The sequence below is a fragment of the Marinomonas communis genome (assembly GCF_004363305.1).
Lineage (GTDB): Bacteria > Pseudomonadota > Gammaproteobacteria > Pseudomonadales > Marinomonadaceae > Marinomonas > Marinomonas communis.
This window is the reverse complement of sequence record NZ_SNZA01000004.1, coordinates 401,815-416,825: the sequence shown is the minus strand read 5'-3', so window position 1 is coordinate 416,825 and position 15,011 is coordinate 401,815. Positions and strand designations below refer to the sequence as shown.

Annotated in this window: 13 protein-coding genes; 9 read left to right on the top strand and 4 right to left on the bottom strand. The window is 46.5% G+C overall.

Going from position 1 to position 15,011, the window contains the following annotated elements:
• Positions 1-2: 2 nt before the first annotated feature.
• Both C8D85_RS13490 and C8D85_RS13485 read right to left on the bottom strand, forming a co-directional pair.
• Entirely contained in the window at positions 3-1,034 is a 1,032-nt protein-coding gene (locus tag C8D85_RS13490) for a FecCD family ABC transporter permease (RefSeq protein WP_133563579.1), read from the bottom strand.
• Between the two features lie 2 nt (positions 1,035-1,036).
• Entirely contained in the window at positions 1,037-1,969 is a 933-nt protein-coding gene (locus C8D85_RS13485; protein ID WP_133563577.1) for an ABC transporter substrate-binding protein, read from the bottom strand.
• A 263-nt stretch (positions 1,970-2,232) separates the two neighbouring features.
• Between C8D85_RS13485 and C8D85_RS13480 the strand changes: the two genes are divergently transcribed.
• Positions 2,233-2,427: a hypothetical protein gene (locus tag C8D85_RS13480; protein WP_133563575.1), complete on the top strand. Its 195-nt coding sequence runs from the start codon at positions 2,233-2,235 to the stop codon at positions 2,425-2,427.
• Positions 2,428-2,483: 56 nt separating this feature from the next.
• Here C8D85_RS13480 and epmB read toward each other — a convergent pair whose 3' ends face one another.
• Complete coding sequence (gene epmB / locus C8D85_RS13475; RefSeq protein WP_244937018.1) at positions 2,484-3,506, bottom strand: EF-P beta-lysylation protein EpmB; 1,023 nt, start codon at positions 3,504-3,506, stop codon at positions 2,484-2,486.
• 165 nt (positions 3,507-3,671) lie between these two features.
• On the opposite strand from epmB, the gene efp reads away from it, so the two are divergent.
• The 5 genes from efp (at position 3,672) to C8D85_RS13450 (ending at position 9,841) form a co-directional block, all read left to right on the top strand.
• Positions 3,672-4,247, top strand: coding sequence for an elongation factor P (gene efp / locus C8D85_RS13470; RefSeq protein ID WP_133563571.1), 576 nt, complete (start codon positions 3,672-3,674; stop codon positions 4,245-4,247).
• Between the two features lie 86 nt (positions 4,248-4,333).
• Positions 4,334-5,308 carry an EF-P lysine aminoacylase EpmA gene (gene epmA / locus C8D85_RS13465; RefSeq protein WP_133563569.1) on the top strand — a complete coding sequence of 325 codons (975 nt, stop codon included), beginning with the start codon at positions 4,334-4,336 and terminating at the stop codon, positions 5,306-5,308.
• Between the two features lie 32 nt (positions 5,309-5,340).
• Complete coding sequence (locus tag C8D85_RS13460) at positions 5,341-7,614, top strand: ATP-binding protein (RefSeq protein ID WP_133563567.1); 2,274 nt, start codon at positions 5,341-5,343, stop codon at positions 7,612-7,614.
• Between the two features lie 18 nt (positions 7,615-7,632).
• Positions 7,633-8,991, top strand: coding sequence for a sigma-54-dependent transcriptional regulator (locus tag C8D85_RS13455; RefSeq protein WP_133563565.1), 1,359 nt, complete (start codon positions 7,633-7,635; stop codon positions 8,989-8,991).
• A gap of 97 nt (positions 8,992-9,088) precedes the next feature.
• On the top strand, positions 9,089-9,841 hold the full coding sequence (locus C8D85_RS13450) for a sulfite exporter TauE/SafE family protein (protein ID WP_133563563.1): 753 nt from the start codon (positions 9,089-9,091) through the stop codon (positions 9,839-9,841).
• Here C8D85_RS13450 and C8D85_RS13445 read toward each other — a convergent pair.
• Positions 9,816-10,727, bottom strand: coding sequence for a LysR family transcriptional regulator (locus tag C8D85_RS13445; RefSeq protein WP_133563561.1), 912 nt, complete (start codon positions 10,725-10,727; stop codon positions 9,816-9,818). The genes C8D85_RS13450 and C8D85_RS13445 overlap by 26 nt on opposite strands.
• A 120-nt stretch (positions 10,728-10,847) precedes the next feature.
• On the opposite strand from C8D85_RS13445, the gene C8D85_RS13440 reads away from it, so the two are divergent.
• From C8D85_RS13440 to C8D85_RS13430, 3 genes are read left to right on the top strand one after another with little or no spacing between them, the layout of a single operon-like run.
• Positions 10,848-11,903, top strand: a complete 1,056-nt coding sequence (locus tag C8D85_RS13440; RefSeq protein WP_133563559.1) for a 4-oxalomesaconate tautomerase — start codon at positions 10,848-10,850, stop codon at positions 11,901-11,903.
• Positions 11,904-11,937: 34 nt separating this feature from the next.
• The gene (locus C8D85_RS13435; protein ID WP_133563557.1) at positions 11,938-13,008 is read left to right on the top strand and encodes a type 2 periplasmic-binding domain-containing protein; all 1,071 of its coding nucleotides are present in this window, start codon (positions 11,938-11,940) and stop codon (positions 13,006-13,008) included.
• Positions 13,009-13,041: 33 nt separating this feature from the next.
• Positions 13,042-14,991, top strand: coding sequence for a tripartite tricarboxylate transporter permease (locus C8D85_RS13430; protein WP_133563555.1), 1,950 nt, complete (start codon positions 13,042-13,044; stop codon positions 14,989-14,991).
• Positions 14,992-15,011 lie beyond the last annotated feature (20 nt).

The following is a 15,011-nucleotide window of genomic DNA, read 5'->3' as shown; positions in this document are numbered from 1 at the left end:
TCCTAAGCTAACGTCGGCAAACGCTTCGCACGAACGATCAGCATTAACACTGGGGCACCGACCATGGCAGTTAACACGCCCAAAGGCATTTCCGCAGGTTGAGCGATCATGCGTGTAAGAATATCCGCGCCGATAATCATCAGTGGTCCAATGGGTAAGCACATAATCATAGTACGGCGAATGTCTGGACCAACCAATGCTCGGGCTGCGAAGGGCACCACGAGGCCAACGAACATAATCGGACCCGCAATCGCCGTTGCTGAACCCGCAAACAGAGCCACTGCAAGCATCACTAAATAACGAATGGTACGCGGGTTATGGCCAAGACCTAATGCGACTTTTTCACCTAACGCCATGGAGGCCAGAGGCTTTGATACATACAAAGTAATAGCGGCTGCGATGGCAAAATAAGGTAATACAGTGACTAGGTTGCTTAAATGACGGCCAGCCACGCTACCTGTGACCCAAAAACGTATCTCATCAGCTGCACGTTGATCGTACATTAACAAGATGGAAGTCAGTGCGGTCAACAAAGAGGTGAGTGCGGCACCTGCTAAGACGAGTCGTACAGGGTCTTTAAATTGTCCCTGAAGACGTGCTGCAATCATCACGAAGAAGCACCCAGCAAGAGCGCCCAATTGCGCAACGCCCATGGCTAATGTCGCTGCACTAGCGCCGAGAATCAATGCTGCGGCCACGGCAAACGATGCCCCAGCACTGACTCCTAGCAAGCCTGGCTCTGCCAAAGGGTTACGAGCAACCGCCTGCATCAGAGCGCCGGAAATGCCTAAGGCAATGCCAACCACTAAACCAACTAAGGTTCTGGGTAAACGCAGTTCCATGATGACAAAGTGCGCTTCCTCATTACCTTGTCCCCAAAGGGTGGACCACGATTCTGTTATATCAACAGCTCCGGCTCCGATCAGTAAGGATAACAGGGCGCAGCCGATGGTGAGAACGCTAACGAGGCAAAAACAAACGACTAAAGGGCGCTGCGAGGGCGCCCTTTGCCAAAACGATGTAGCGAAGTGCATGACTACTGATTGTCCACCAGACGTTCGATGTCATCCAACACAACGTGTGCCGCCAATGGGCCAGAAGTACTGCTCCATACTTGACCGTCTACAGTTGCTACGTGGTCTTTTTGAACCACATTAAGTCGTGAGAAGGCAGGTGAATCTTTGGCAGCATCAAGAGCGGCTTTACCGTCTTCATTCAATGTCGCAAGGAACAACCAGTCGTGGTCAATAGCACTGATGTTTTCAAGGCTTAGAATGCTTGAGTGTGGGCGACCTGCTTTGATCAAGCCGCCATCCTCAGCTGTGAATCCTGTTGCAGCTAATAATGTGCCAGCAAACAAGTTTTTAGACATAGCCATTGGGCCTTGTGGCATCCAGCGAGCCACGTATGCTGTGCGCTGATCTGCTGGGATCGTTTGCTCTACTTTCTGTTTGATCGAAGCGGCACGCTCTTCAACAGCGGTGATAGCTTTTTCCACATCGGCTTCACGGCTTACCGCTTTGCCGAATAGGCGAGCTTCGGCTTTCCAATTAAACGGTGTTGAGTAGTCGCTACCAATCGGCACAATGGTTGGCGCGATTTTGGAAAGCATATTGTATTGCTCTTGAGACAAAGAAGGTGAAGCCAGAATCACATCAGGACGTTCGTTGATTACAGCTTCTAGGTTGGTCTCACGTGCCGTACCAACAATATCGATATTAGGCTGACGTTCAGCAAGGTAGCGCGATACCGTATCGCTGCCACGAGTCGCAACCGAACCTGCCACTTTGAAGTTGATGGCAGACATGACATCCAAAGCACCTTCGTGAAGGGTGACCACATTCTTCACATCGTCTTTTACGGTTACTTTGCCGTACTTGGTGTCTAGCGTGACGTCAGCCAGTGCGACATTTGACATAACAAGCATAGCGGAAGTGGTGCTGAACAAAATGTTGCGAGTAAGTGACATGAGCTCTCCTTAAGCTAACCTTTATCTTTGATACTAATGATAATGTTTCTTATTTTTCTTTCATATGCTGGTGCACAGAATTTACTCAGTGTTTTATGTGATAAGGTGTTGCATAAAATGCAACGAACTAATTGGTGATTTTGAAACCATGATTCAAGTATGCGAGTATCTGGCCGAAAAGGTTTGTAATGGATTGTAAGGCGGCGTTGCCGCTTTCTGAATGACTGTACTAAAGTAGGGATACTGAACTAAGAGGTCTGACTATGAACAGTGTTACGAATGTCAGTACGGCGTATGCAATGGAAATGATGGGTGTTGCGATGGCAAAGACTCAGCAGGAAGAGCAAGGACGTCAGTCGTTGCAACTGCTTGAGAGTGCGGCATCGTCTACTCAACAGATCCAGTCGAGCGCGCCTGCTTCAGGCAACCTTGGTCAAAACATCAATATCAAAGTATAACGGTATTTAGATGTGACAAAGCCGCTAGCACATTCGTGCCAGCGGCTTTTTGCGTTTTACGCGTCTGGTGCAAACGTGGGGGCTAATACGGTTTTGGCTGGTTCCCCTGGGATTTCTTTTGCTAAACGAGGCATTAGGTAACCAGGTAAGTACTTGGCTACTTGGCCCATTAAGCTTTGTGCTTCAGCAATGGGAATGTCGAAATGAGCACCGCCTTCGATAGGGTCAAAGGTAAACATGTAATAGGGTAAAATTCCTGCATCAAACAGTTTTTCGCTGAGCTCAACTTGAGCTGTGACGCTGTCATTTACGTTTCGTAACAATACGCCTTGATTTAGGACAGTTACTCCGTGAGCTTTTAGTTGGGTGACTTTTTCAGCAATGGCCGCGTCGATTTCGTTCGCATGATTACTGTGCAGCACCAATACAATGTCTAAGCGACTGGCTTTCACCCAGCTTAAAAACTCTTCATTAATGCGGCTTGGAATCACGATCGGCAAGCGAGAGTGAATACGCAGTCGTTTTAATTGTGGCAGCTCATTTAGGCGAAGAATATGCTTGCTCAGTTGACTGTCTTTGAGCATCAATGGGTCGCCACCACTTAAGATCACTTCGTTCACCTGAGGGTGCTGTTGAATGTATTCGATGATCGAGTCCCATTCCTTCTGCGCTAGTTGGTTGTCCCCGTAAGGAAAATGCCGGCGGAAACAGTAGCGGCAATTCACCGCGCAAGAGCCGGTAGTAATGACCAGCACTCGGCGCTCATATTTATGTACGATGGCTTTTTGGGGATTATGCTCGCCTTCGTCAAGGGGATCCTTGCTGTATCCAGAGACTGGAAGCATTTCAATGTCATCGGCTAACACTTGCTTTAACAGTGGGTCATTTGGGTTGCCGTATTCCATTCGTGCCAAAAATGGCCGTGGTACCAACATCCGAAAAGAGGCCATCGCTTGCTCTGCTTGCGGAAGGCTTGTGCTGGATAGCCCCAACAATGGCATTAGCTCTGCGGGAGATTTTATTGCTTGTGCTAGCTCAGTGGACCAATGGGTCTCTGTGGCATTTTGAATTGGGATCACGTCAAATATCTGCAAAATTAAGTTAAATTGGGTTATTATGGCGGCCAATCTTTGGCCGATTGGCCTTCGCTCTTGTGAGTCTCGCTTAATTATTCCGCGATGGACTCCAATGAACATCCCGTTCGTTCAGAGCTTTTTATCTACATCATGATATTGTGAGGATTTATGGCGAGTTATTCTACCAGCGATTTGCGCAGCGGTAACAAAGTAATGGTTGATGGTGATCCTTGTGCCGTTCTAGACAACGAGCACGTGAAACCTGGTAAAGGTCAAGCGTTCAACCGTATCAAGCTGCGTAACTTAAAATCAGGTCGTGTTTGGGAACGTACCTTCAAATCTGGTGAATCTCTAGACGCAGCAGATGTAATGGATACGGATATGGAGTACCTATACACTGACGGCGAATTCTACCACTTCATGGCAACTGACGGTTCTTTCGAGCAGCACGGTGCTGATGCGAATGCGGTTGGTGACACAGTTAAATGGTTGAAAGAGCAAGAATCTTACGTCATCACGCTTTACAACGGTGCACCACTAGCGGTTACACCACCAAACTTCATTGAGCTTGAAGTAACTGAAACAGATCCAGGTGTGAAAGGCGATACTGCAAACGGTGGTTCTAAGCCTGCAACACTTTCTACTGGCGCGGTAGTGCGCGTACCACTGTTCATCAACATCGGTGAAGTGCTACGTATTGATACTCGTACAGGTGAGTACGTATCACGCGCAACAGGCAAATAATTACCTTTTTAAAAAAGCCCCCAGCCGCAAGGTGTGGGGGCTTTTTTGTGTTTGAGAATTACGCTTAAAAGTTAAAGAAGATCATTATGTATTCAAAAGACGTTTGGCAACCCACGGCAGATCTGGCAGCGTTGAAATTTCGCGCTGAGGTGTTTCATCAAATCCGCGGCTTTTTCTATGAGCGTGATGTGTTGGAAGTGGATACTCCGTGTTTATCGCTTGGCAGCATCAGCGATCCGCATATCGAAGTGCTGAACAGTCAAACCCGAACGTTGGGGCAGGAGGTGACTTACTACCTGCAAACGTCTCCTGAATACGCAATGAAGCGCTTACTAGCCGCAGGTGCGCCGAGCATTTATCAATTAGGCAAAGTCTTTCGTGCTGAGGAAATCGGCCGTCGTCATGGTATCGAGTTCAGCATGCTGGAATGGTACCGCTTAGGCTTTGATCATTGGCAGCTCATGGCGGAGATGGATGATTTGTTATCGACTCTAATGGGACAAACCATCACCTCTGAGCGTTTAAGCTATGCCGAAGCTTTTGAGCGCCATGTCAGCTTGAATCCTTTTACGGCAAGTCTTGAAGCGCTACAACAAACCTGTCATCAGCATACGGAATACGGTTTGGATGAAACGGATCGAGATACGCTGCTTGAGCTTCTTTTTGCCATGTTAGTTGAGCCCAAGATTGGCCAAGACGTACCGTGTTTTATTCATGCTTATCCAGCGTCTCAAGCAGCTTTAGCTAAGCAACAGCCTGATGCACAGGGCAATGCTACGGCGGCGCGTTTTGAGTGGTATTGGCGCGGTATGGAACTGGCGAACGGCTATTATGAGCTCACGGATGCGGTTGAGCAGCAGCAGCGAATGCGCTCTGAAATGGCAGAGCGTGCTGAGCAAGGCCAGGCATGGCGACAAGCGGATGAGCGTTTGATCAGTGCGTTAGAGCAAGGCTTACCAGAGTGTGCTGGCGTGGCGCTCGGTGTCGATCGTCTGCTAATGTTATTGCAAAACAAAGCGCATATTAATGAAGTGATGCCGTTTGCTGGGGCGCACGCGTAACGGGACTCATCCCCTATCTTTAAGAGATGGCTATGGTAAGTTTGTCTGCAAAATTTCGTGATCTGATTTGGCCAAAGCAATATTTGGAGAACCCAAAGCGCTTTGCTTGGTTGTATGTGGCGGTCTTTGTTATTTGTCTGCTGACACTGTGGCGAGGTGGTGACGCCTTAAAACAGCAACAGATCCAAGATCTCTCGGTGGACACAACAGAGCAACTGGTCCAACTCACCAGCGTCATAGAAAGTGCCATTGCCAAGTATCAACATATGCCAACATTGTTGGCGTCTAATGATCGAGTACGCAAGGCATTGCGTGATGGCCTACCATCCGATATCAATCAGCTAAACCGCGAACTGGAGCAAATCAACCGAATTACAGAAGCGTCTGACAGTTACATTATCGACGTCAACGGGAGCACCATTGCGGCTTCCAACTATCGTTTAAGTACTTCATTTGTCGGGGGCAACTTCTCGTTTCGACCGTATTTTAAAGATGCCATCAAGGGCAAACCTGGACGTTACTACGCTTTAGGTACAACCTCTAATCGTCGTGGTTACTACTTTTCTTACCCTGTTTTTGAAGGGGATAGCATCATTGGGGTTGCCGTTGTTAAAGTCGATTTAACCCAGTTTGAAAAGCGCTTTAGCAATCAGGCTTATGACTTTTTGATGTTAGACCCTGATGGTGTAGTGTTCAGCTCTTCACGATCCGAATGGCTATACAAAGTCATGGGGCAGTTATCCCATGAGGAATTGACACGTATTGCCGAGTCTCAGCGTTACTTTGATCAAGCCATTGAAACCCTGCCGGTTGTTAGCAAGAAGGCGTTTGAGGGTGGTGGCGATGTGATCGAAATGCTGGATGAAGTCCAAGACAACTTGGGCAATGAACTCGTTGAGCGACATCGTTATTTGGCTATGAGCCGTCCGATCAAACTGCTTAACTTTCAAGTGGCGGTATTTGTGCCATTAACAGCGATTGAAGAGCAAATTGCTTTATGGCGCGCTATATTTGCGGGTGGTATTACCATCACCATGCTGGTGTTCGGTTTAGCTCATCTACGATCTCGCATGTTGCAAGAGCGATCCGATGCCATCGAAATGGCACGTCACAATCAAGCTTATATCCGAGAAGTCATTCAGCATACCCAAGCGGGTCTGGTGACATTGGATGGCGCGTTTCGAATCGAAGCGTTAAACCCTGCGGTAGAAAAGCTCGTAGCGACGCCTTTGTCGGATTTGATTGGCCAACCATTATCTGCGTTATTTCAAGTGGCCGGGAACGACCTGTTACGCTGGACCAAAGCCTTGCAATCGGATTTTGATAATGCCAAAGACAGCTTAACCACGGTACAAGGTACGCTCTCAGTAAAAGGCGAGTCCCCAGGTATTGCGGTGGAGGCGACGATCTGTGAGTTACAACTCCCCCAGAGACGCAGTCACCTGGTGACGTTCCACGATATGACAGAACGTAAACGTTATGAGCAAGAAATTACCAGTGCTCGACATGCCTTGGAGTTACGAGTCAAAGAGCGGACATCTGAGTTAGAGCAAGCTAACCAATTGTTGCGACATGAAATCGGCGAGCACAAAGCCACACAGCAAGAGCTTATCCAAACCGCCAAGCTGGCGGTGCTTGGCCAGATGAGCGCCGGACTGAATCACGAACTTAATCAGCCGCTAACCGCGATTCGCTCGTTTGCTGATAATGGCTTGAAGTTTCTTGAACGGGAACGCTACGAACAGGCAAAAGGCAACCTGCAGCAGATCAGTCAATTGGGACACCATATGGGAGATATCATTGCTCGTTTTAAAGTGTTTGCGCGCAAAGGTAATGTGATGCATACGCCAATTGATGTGCAGACCGCCATCAATGGTGCCTTGAAGATTATGCAGCCTCGCTTCAAAGAAGCGGGTATTGAAAGTCATGTGCCGAGCAATGTTCAAGTGGCTGTGTTGGCGGATATGGTTTTTTTAGAGCAAGTCTTGGTGAATTTATTGGCCAATGCGGTGGATGCCATTTTAGAAGCTTCTGGGCGAGAGAAACTGGTGTCCATTGAAGTGAACTGTGAGCAGGATCTGGTGCGCATTTATGTTAGGGATTCTGGTACAGGGTTATCCGAAGAGTCTTTAAATCGCTTATTCGAACCATTCTATACATCGAAAGCGAGTGGCTTAGGATTAGGCCTAGGGCTGTCTATTTCCCAACGTATCATGGACTCTATGAATGGTAGTTTATCAGCGCAAAATCACCCTGAAGGAGGGGCTGAGTTTTGTGTTACTCTTAACACCTTCCAACCCGATTAGTGCTAAGGAATAACCGCAATGTCAGAGTTAGATCGCGTGATTCTCATCGACGATGAGCAATCGGTTCGTATGGCGATTTCACAAACGCTTGAACTAGAAGATTTCGATGTGATGGAGTTTGCGAGTGCACAAGGTGTTGCGGATAAAATAGCGATTGACTGGCCTGGTGTGATTGTGAGTGATATCAATTTGCCTGGCATGAGTGGTTTGGAGCTATTCGAACAGGTCAAGAAAATCGACCCTGAAATCCCCTTTATTCTCATAACTGGTCATGGGGACATCAGTATGGCTGTGACTGCCATTCGCGATGGTGCTTATGACTTTATTGAGAAACCCTTCTCAAACGATGATTTCATTGAAGTGGTGCGACGTGCCAGTGAGAAGCGTCGTTTGACCCTAGAAAACCGTAATCTGCGTTTAGAACTTGCTGCGCAAAATGCACCAGGACCGCGAATTATTGGTAACACGCCAGGGATTCATCGATTGCGCCAAGCGCTTCTACATGTAGCGGATACGGGTGCGGATATCCTAGTGCAAGGGGAAACCGGTACTGGTAAAGAAATGGTGGCGCGTTTTATTCATGAGCACAGCTCGCGACGTGGCAAGCCATTTGTGGCCATCAACTGTGGTGCGGTGCCGGATTCTATTATGGAATCCGAGCTATTTGGCCATGAAAAGGGCGCGTTTACTGATGCGAAAACCCAACGTATCGGTAAGATTGAGCACTCCAATGGTGGCACATTGTTTCTGGATGAAATAGAAAGTATGCCCATGTCGATGCAGATTCGACTGTTGCGAGTATTGGAAGAGCGCAAGGTTGAGCGCTTAGGCTCAAATAAAGGCGTTGATCTTGATTTACGTATTTTAGCGGCGACTAAAGTTGATCTGAAAGAGCTCAGCGAAACGGGTACATTCCGAGAAGATTTGTATTACCGCCTTAATGTTGTGCGTGTAGATATCCCGCCTTTACGAGAGCGTAAAGATGATATCCCTCTGTTATGGCAGCACTTTTGTCTGGTGGCGACTGCCCAGTACAAACGTGAGTCTGAGGAGCTTTCGGCGGAGCGTATGCACAGCTTAATGAGCTATGATTGGCCGGGTAATGTACGAGAGCTACGAAACCTTGCAGAGCGCTATGTACTAATGGGTGAGGCGGGTTCCTTTGAGTTCGATCAGATCATTACCAATGAAACCAACCCTGGGTTTATGACCTTGCCAGAACAAATGGAGCGCTTTGAGAAGACCTTGTTAGAGCAAGAGTTAAAGCGTCAAAAGGGCTCGATCAAAGACACCATGGATGCTCTTGGGCTGCCGCGTAAAACCCTGTACGACAAAATGCGCAAGTACGATTTGGATAAGGATCTTTATAAGTCGTAATTGATTTTTTGCGTAATACCATTCAAATCGCTTTCTTGGCGCTCTGTTATTCTGTGGACGTGATAGCATCTCACGCTTCGTGATGGGAGATGTTTGAGTGACCGAGTTATTTCTAAATGGGCTATCGCCTTTTGTCTTTTGGTTGTTGGTACTGACGGCTGGTTTTACGTCATTGTTTACCGCAAGTTTTGGTGCGGGTGGTGGCGTGATGTTGCTGGGAGTGATGGCGCAAGTGCTCCCGCCTCAACTGATTATCCCGCTTCATGGGGTGGCACAACTCGGTTCTAATGCGGGTCGTGCCGCGATGAGTTGGCGACACATTGATTGGCGCTTGATTGGTTTATTTTTACCCGGTGCTATAGTGGGCGCTTTGCTTGGGCAGTTAGTACTAGAAGCATTAGATCCCTCTGTCATGTACTTATCCATTGCGTTGTTTATCCTGTTCTTATGCTGGGGGCCTAAGCTCCCCAAGCTGGTCTTAGGTAAGTTCGGAACGCTAATGGCGGGTGCGATTACTACCTTTCTGACGCTGTTTGTTGGTGCTACAGGTCCCTTGGTAGCCGCGTTTATCAAACAAGTGTTCGTCGACCGCTTCCGCACCGTTGCTACCTTTGCGACGGCCATGTCGCTTCAGCATGTATTAAAAATCACTGTGTTTGAACAAGCGGGCTTTCCTATTGGTTCATGGATGCCATTGCTACTGTGCATGGTGGTCAGTGGTGCGATTGGTACATGGTTTGGCTTAAAAGTACTCAAACGAGTGTCGGATAAGCACTTTAGTCGTATTTTTAATGTTATTTTGACGATTTTAGCTGTACGTTTGATTATTCAAGCTTTTCAGTCTTGGTAGACCATTGATCCAATAAAATTTGGATAAATAAGTCTGCTGAAGGCGAAACTGGAGTAGAGGTACGGCGGATTAAGCCAATGGAACGATCTATTTGCTCGCCAGCCAGAGGTCGATATGTTAACGCACTGTTGGTGCCCAGAGGCATGGATAGGCGTGGGACGATTGATAGTCCAAGTCCTGTCTCAACCAGCCCTAATGAAGTCGATAAGTGCTGAACTTCGTAAAAACTATTTAGATTTACTTGATCTCTAGCGATAGATTTATCCAGTAACAAGCGGTTACCACTGGTTCGACTTACGCTGATTAATTTATACTTTTCTAAGTCTTTCCAAGTGATTTCTGCTAATGCAGCTAAAGGGTGATCTTGACGCATACATACGACAAAAGGATCGTCGATTAGGGGAGTAAAGCTTACTTCTGAGTGCTGTGCGATTGCCATATTTATGCCAAAATCAGCGTCCCCCTGAATGACTGATTCCAGTCCCTGATTTGCGCTTTCATCTAGAATCCTAATCCGAATACCTGGGTACTTATCGTTGAAGGCTTTTATGACCGAGGGCAAAAAGTAAAAGGCGGCAGTAGGTATGCAGGCAATCGTAATGGAGCCTTTCTGTTGGCTCGCCATGTCTTTGATACCCAAAACGGACAATTCAAACTCTTCTAACATACGTCGAGCTTTAGGCAGGAATTCTCGACCGACACTGGTCAATTTTGTCTTTCTCGTAGTTCTCTCAAAAAGGTTTGCACCTAAGGCGAGCTCTAGCTTTTGCATGCGTCTACTGAGTGCAGGTTGAGACAAAAAGGTGGCTTCTGCCGCTTCATGAAAATTCCCTGTTTCAGCGACTTTGACGAAGATAACTAGGTCTTTAAATTCAATTTGATGCATGAGAAGGTAGACTCTTATTAATGCGTTTCTTGCATTGATTATGCTCTATATTTGCATTTGATGCATCTTATGCGACGTGTAATTCTTAGCGTCACAAGAATAATTGCTGGAATTTCTGTGATGGCTGAACAAACAATCCCCTGTATGTTGATGCGAGGCGGCACCTCAAAAGGTCCATATCTTCGTTTGACAGATATGCCTGATGACCGTGATCAATTGGCTGAATTGTTGATGAAAATTATGGGCGCTGGCCATGAGCTTCAAATTGATGGTTTAGGTGGTGGTAACAGTTTAACAAGTAAAGTTGCATTGGTTGGCCCTTCCCGAAGCCAAGACGCAGATGTTGAATACCTGTTTGCCCAGGTTGGTACTACTAAAAAGAGCGTCGATTTCTCACCTAATTGCGGCAACATGTTGGCAGGTGTAGCTCCTTTTGCCATTGAGTCGGGGCTTGTCTATGCCCAAGATGGTAAAACAACAGTCAGAATTAAAAACCTAAATACGAATAAAGTTATCCACTCAACAGTACATACGCCGGGTAAGCGAGTTCAGTACCAAGGTGATGTCACCATCAGCGGCACGAACTCAGCTGGTTCTCCAATTGAGCTAACCTTCCTAGATGTGGCTGGGGCAAAGACCGGTAAACTCTTTCCTACGGGTAATGTAAAAGATGTGATCGATGGCGTCTCCGTAACGTGTATTGATGCGGCAACCCCCGTAATGATTATTCATGGGGATAGCCTTGGTAAAACAGGCCATGAAACACCAAGTGAACTAGACGCTGATGAAATTTTTATGCAGCGTCTAGAGGAACTACGTCGAAAAGCAGGTTTGTTAATGGGAATGGGAGATGTATCTAATATGGTCATCCCAAAACCCATATTAGTATCCGTTCCTAAAGAAGAAGGCATTATTTGTGCCCGCTACTTTGTTCCTGATCGCTGCCATAAAGCTTTAGCCGTGACGGGCAGTATCGCAATCGTTAATGCTTTGTGTATCCAGGGAACTGTAGCTCAAGAAGTGGTCAATTGTGCATTAGGAACCAGCGAATTTAAGTTAGAGCATCCTACAGGGTACATAGATTTAACGGCGAACTGGCTGGATGGGCAAGTTCAATCTGTTTCATTGGTTCGCACAGCGAAGCCAATATTTTCCGGTCTAGTGTATATCAATTAGGCTAATTCAATATAAAAATAAAAGGTATTCAATTATGAAAAAGCTAAAACACTTTGCACTAAGTGCTATTGCTGCGCTTACTGTTACAACAGCGGTTGCGGATAATGTTGTACCGGACACCGTTGATTTTACTATTCCATTTGGAGTTGGTGGTGGTACCGATGTTTGGGGCCGTTTTATGGCACCGAACTTGACTGCTCATATTGATGGTAATCCAACGATCGTCATCAAAAACCAACCAGGTGGTGGTTCAATCACAGGCACAAACTTGTTTTATAAGCGTGCCAAAGATGACGGCTCTAATATCATCGGAACGTCAGCGTCCACATTGTTCCCTTACATGTTAGGGGACAAGCGTGTTCGCTTTAAACTAGATGAGTGGACGCCTATTCTAGCGAGCCCAACCGGCGGTGTGGTCTATGTTCAGCCTGACCTAGGAATTGAGAGTAGTGCAGAAGTTTCAGAGTTGTTGGATCAAGAGCTAAAATTTGCTTCACAGGGACCTACTCAACTTGAGTTGCCAATTCTCATTGCTCTGGATCTCCTTGGTGCGGATGTTAAACCTGTTTTTGGTATGAAAAGCCGTGGCGCTGGACGCCTAGCGTTTGAGCGTGGCGAAGCGACCATCGACTTTCAAACCTCATCGGCTTATATGAGTTCGGTGCAAAGCTTAGTGGATGCAGGCAAAGCTATTCCCATGTTCAGTGTCGGGGTGATGAACGGCGCTGGAAATATTGTTCGAGACCCTGCATTTCCAGATGTCCCAACTTTCGAAGAAGCGTATGAAACGGTTCATGGTAAAAAGCCAAGTGGTATGCAATACGATGTGTATCGTAAATTCTTAGCAGCAGGCTTTGCTTTCCAAAAGGTGATTTTTGTACCTTCAGATGCGCCAAGTGATGTCATTGCTTCATACAACGACGCTGTTCGAAAAATGATTGCCGATGGAAACTTCCAGAAAGAAGCGGCAGTTCAGATTGGACCATACCAAAACGCTGTTGGTTTAGATATCGCTCAATACCTAAGTGATGCCGTGAATATTTCTCCAGAAATGTACACTTGGATCAAAGATTGGTTGAAGTCGGAATTCAACTATAAGCTGTAATTTGGCCAGTCGTTAGTATTTGTTGGAGTTATTATGTCTGTATTACTCAGTGCCCTAGATCAGGTGATGTCTGTTATGCATCTCTCTTATCTGATGCTTGGCGTTGTCATTGGCTTGGTTGTAGGAATTATTCCAGGGCTAGGCGGAATTGCAGGGATGTCGTTACTCTTGCCATTTATTTACGGCATGGACGCTTCCGTTGGTTTAGGGATGCTGATGGGACTTGTTGCGGTGGTGCCGACCGGCGATACGTTTACCTCTGTATTAATGGGTATTCCGGGATCGAGTTCTTCTCAGGCAACGGTGATGGATGGTTTTCCATTAGCAAAAAAAGGACAGGCAGCACGTGCGCTGTCTGCCGCTTTTTTGTCTTCTATGATCGGTGGTGTTGTTGGAGCCATCATCTTAAGTCTGTTTATCTTAGTGGCACGACCTGTCGTGTTGGCGTTCTCTTCTGCTGAGCTTTTTATGCTTACCTTATTAGGTTTAAGTGTTGTGGCTTCGCTTTCTGGAGGGAGTGTATTCAAGGGGTTAGCAGCATGCGGTATGGGGCTTTTAGTCGGTACCATCGGTGGTGCACCTGCAACAGGAGATTTTCGTTTCACATTTGATGTCGATTACCTTTATGACGGTATTCCATTGATTATTGTAGGCTTGGGGATTTTTGCTTTACCCGAAATTATTTCCTTATTGATCCGAAATAAAGCCATTGCTTCGGAAGGTAACCAGCTAGGTCATGGTTTAGGCCAAGGTTTAAAAGATGTGCTTAAGAACCTGCCATTAGTTGGGCGCTCTTCTGTTTTTGGTAGTCTTGTCGGTGCAATTCCAGGTTTAGGTGGTTCTGTGGTCGATTGGATGACTTACAGTTTTGCCATGGGAGCGAGTAAAGATAAAAGCCAGTTTGGTAAAGGTGAGATCAAAGGCGTCATTGCTCCAGAGTCAGCAAATAATGCATGTTCATGCGGCAGTATGGTGCCAACTATTCTGTTCGGTGTTCCTGGGTCTGGCGCTGCAGCGGTCTTTTTAGGTGGCATGTTGTTACTTGGGATCCAGCCTGGCGTTACCATGGTGACGACACACCTAGACCTGACTTACACCATTATTTGGTCTCTTGCGCTTGCAAATATTCTAGGCGCAGCGTTATGTATTTTCTTAACTCGTCCTATATCCTTGCTAACGTACATTAAGTTTTCGGTTTTAGCGCCGGTTATCCTTACGTTGATTCTGTTTGCTGCGTATCAAGCGACGAGAAGTTTGGGTGACTTTGTTGCACTTGGCGGTATTGCGCTGATTGGTGTGATGATGAAGAGTGCGAACTGGCCACGACCAGCTTTCTTAATCGGCTTCGTGTTGTCTGCTGGTGCGGAGAACTATTTCTTCCAAAGCATTCAATTTTACGGCGATAGCTGGTTTACACGTCCAGGTGTACTTATTATCGCTGCTTTAATTGCATGCGGTTTATTAGTGCCACCACTTTTCCGTAAGTGGGTTGCCAAAAAGCGTCAGTTAGATAGAGGCCTAGATGAAGCCCCTTCGACTAATTTTTCTGCAGATATTTGGATTGCAGGTTTCTTCTTAGTCGTTGCAATCGTGTTTGGCTATAAAGTTTTTGATGAGCAGTTGCTGACAAAAGCGTTCCCGCTGATTGCAATTACGATTCTTGGGGTATCTTCCGTGATGGTGATCGCTCAACATATCAAAAATCGTGGTTTAGTTGAGACGTCTGAAATACGCCAAGGCATCATCTATATCCTAGGCTTTTTCATAATGTCTTTCTTGTACTTTGAAGTAGGCTTCCTCGTAACGACATTTTTATTCACTTTGCTGTTTATATACTTCTTTGCTAAGGGAGGCATATTTAAATCGTCTGCTATCGCATTTGGTTTATTAGTGTTCCTACTGGTGATGGGAAGAGTGATGAGTGTGGACTATCCAGAAGGCTTGCTTGATGGTTATGTATTAACGATTGCTAACATGATTTAACAAGTCTTTTTCTACCCCCA

Bases quoted from the DNA above. Each gene is read 5' to 3' on its own strand.
- C8D85_RS13445 (WP_133563561.1), bottom strand. From the start codon at position 10,727: ATGCATCAAATTGAATTTAAAGACCTAGTTATCTTCGTCAAAGTCGCT.
- C8D85_RS13460 (WP_133563567.1), top strand. From the start codon at position 5,341: ATGGTAAGTTTGTCTGCAAAATTTCGTGATCTGATTTGGCCAAAGCAA.
- C8D85_RS13435 (WP_133563557.1), top strand. From the start codon at position 11,938: ATGAAAAAGCTAAAACACTTTGCACTAAGTGCTATTGCTGCGCTTACT.
- C8D85_RS13485 (WP_133563577.1), bottom strand. From the start codon at position 1,969: ATGTCACTTACTCGCAACATTTTGTTCAGCACCACTTCCGCTATGCTT.
- C8D85_RS13480 (WP_133563575.1), top strand. From the start codon at position 2,233: ATGAACAGTGTTACGAATGTCAGTACGGCGTATGCAATGGAAATGATG.
- C8D85_RS13455 (WP_133563565.1), top strand. From the start codon at position 7,633: ATGTCAGAGTTAGATCGCGTGATTCTCATCGACGATGAGCAATCGGTT.
- efp (WP_133563571.1), top strand. From the start codon at position 3,672: ATGGCGAGTTATTCTACCAGCGATTTGCGCAGCGGTAACAAAGTAATG.
- C8D85_RS13490 (WP_133563579.1), bottom strand. From the start codon at position 1,034: ATGCACTTCGCTACATCGTTTTGGCAAAGGGCGCCCTCGCAGCGCCCT.
- C8D85_RS13440 (WP_133563559.1), top strand. From the start codon at position 10,848: ATGGCTGAACAAACAATCCCCTGTATGTTGATGCGAGGCGGCACCTCA.
- C8D85_RS13430 (WP_133563555.1), top strand. From the start codon at position 13,042: ATGTCTGTATTACTCAGTGCCCTAGATCAGGTGATGTCTGTTATGCAT.
- epmA (WP_133563569.1), top strand. From the start codon at position 4,334: ATGTATTCAAAAGACGTTTGGCAACCCACGGCAGATCTGGCAGCGTTG.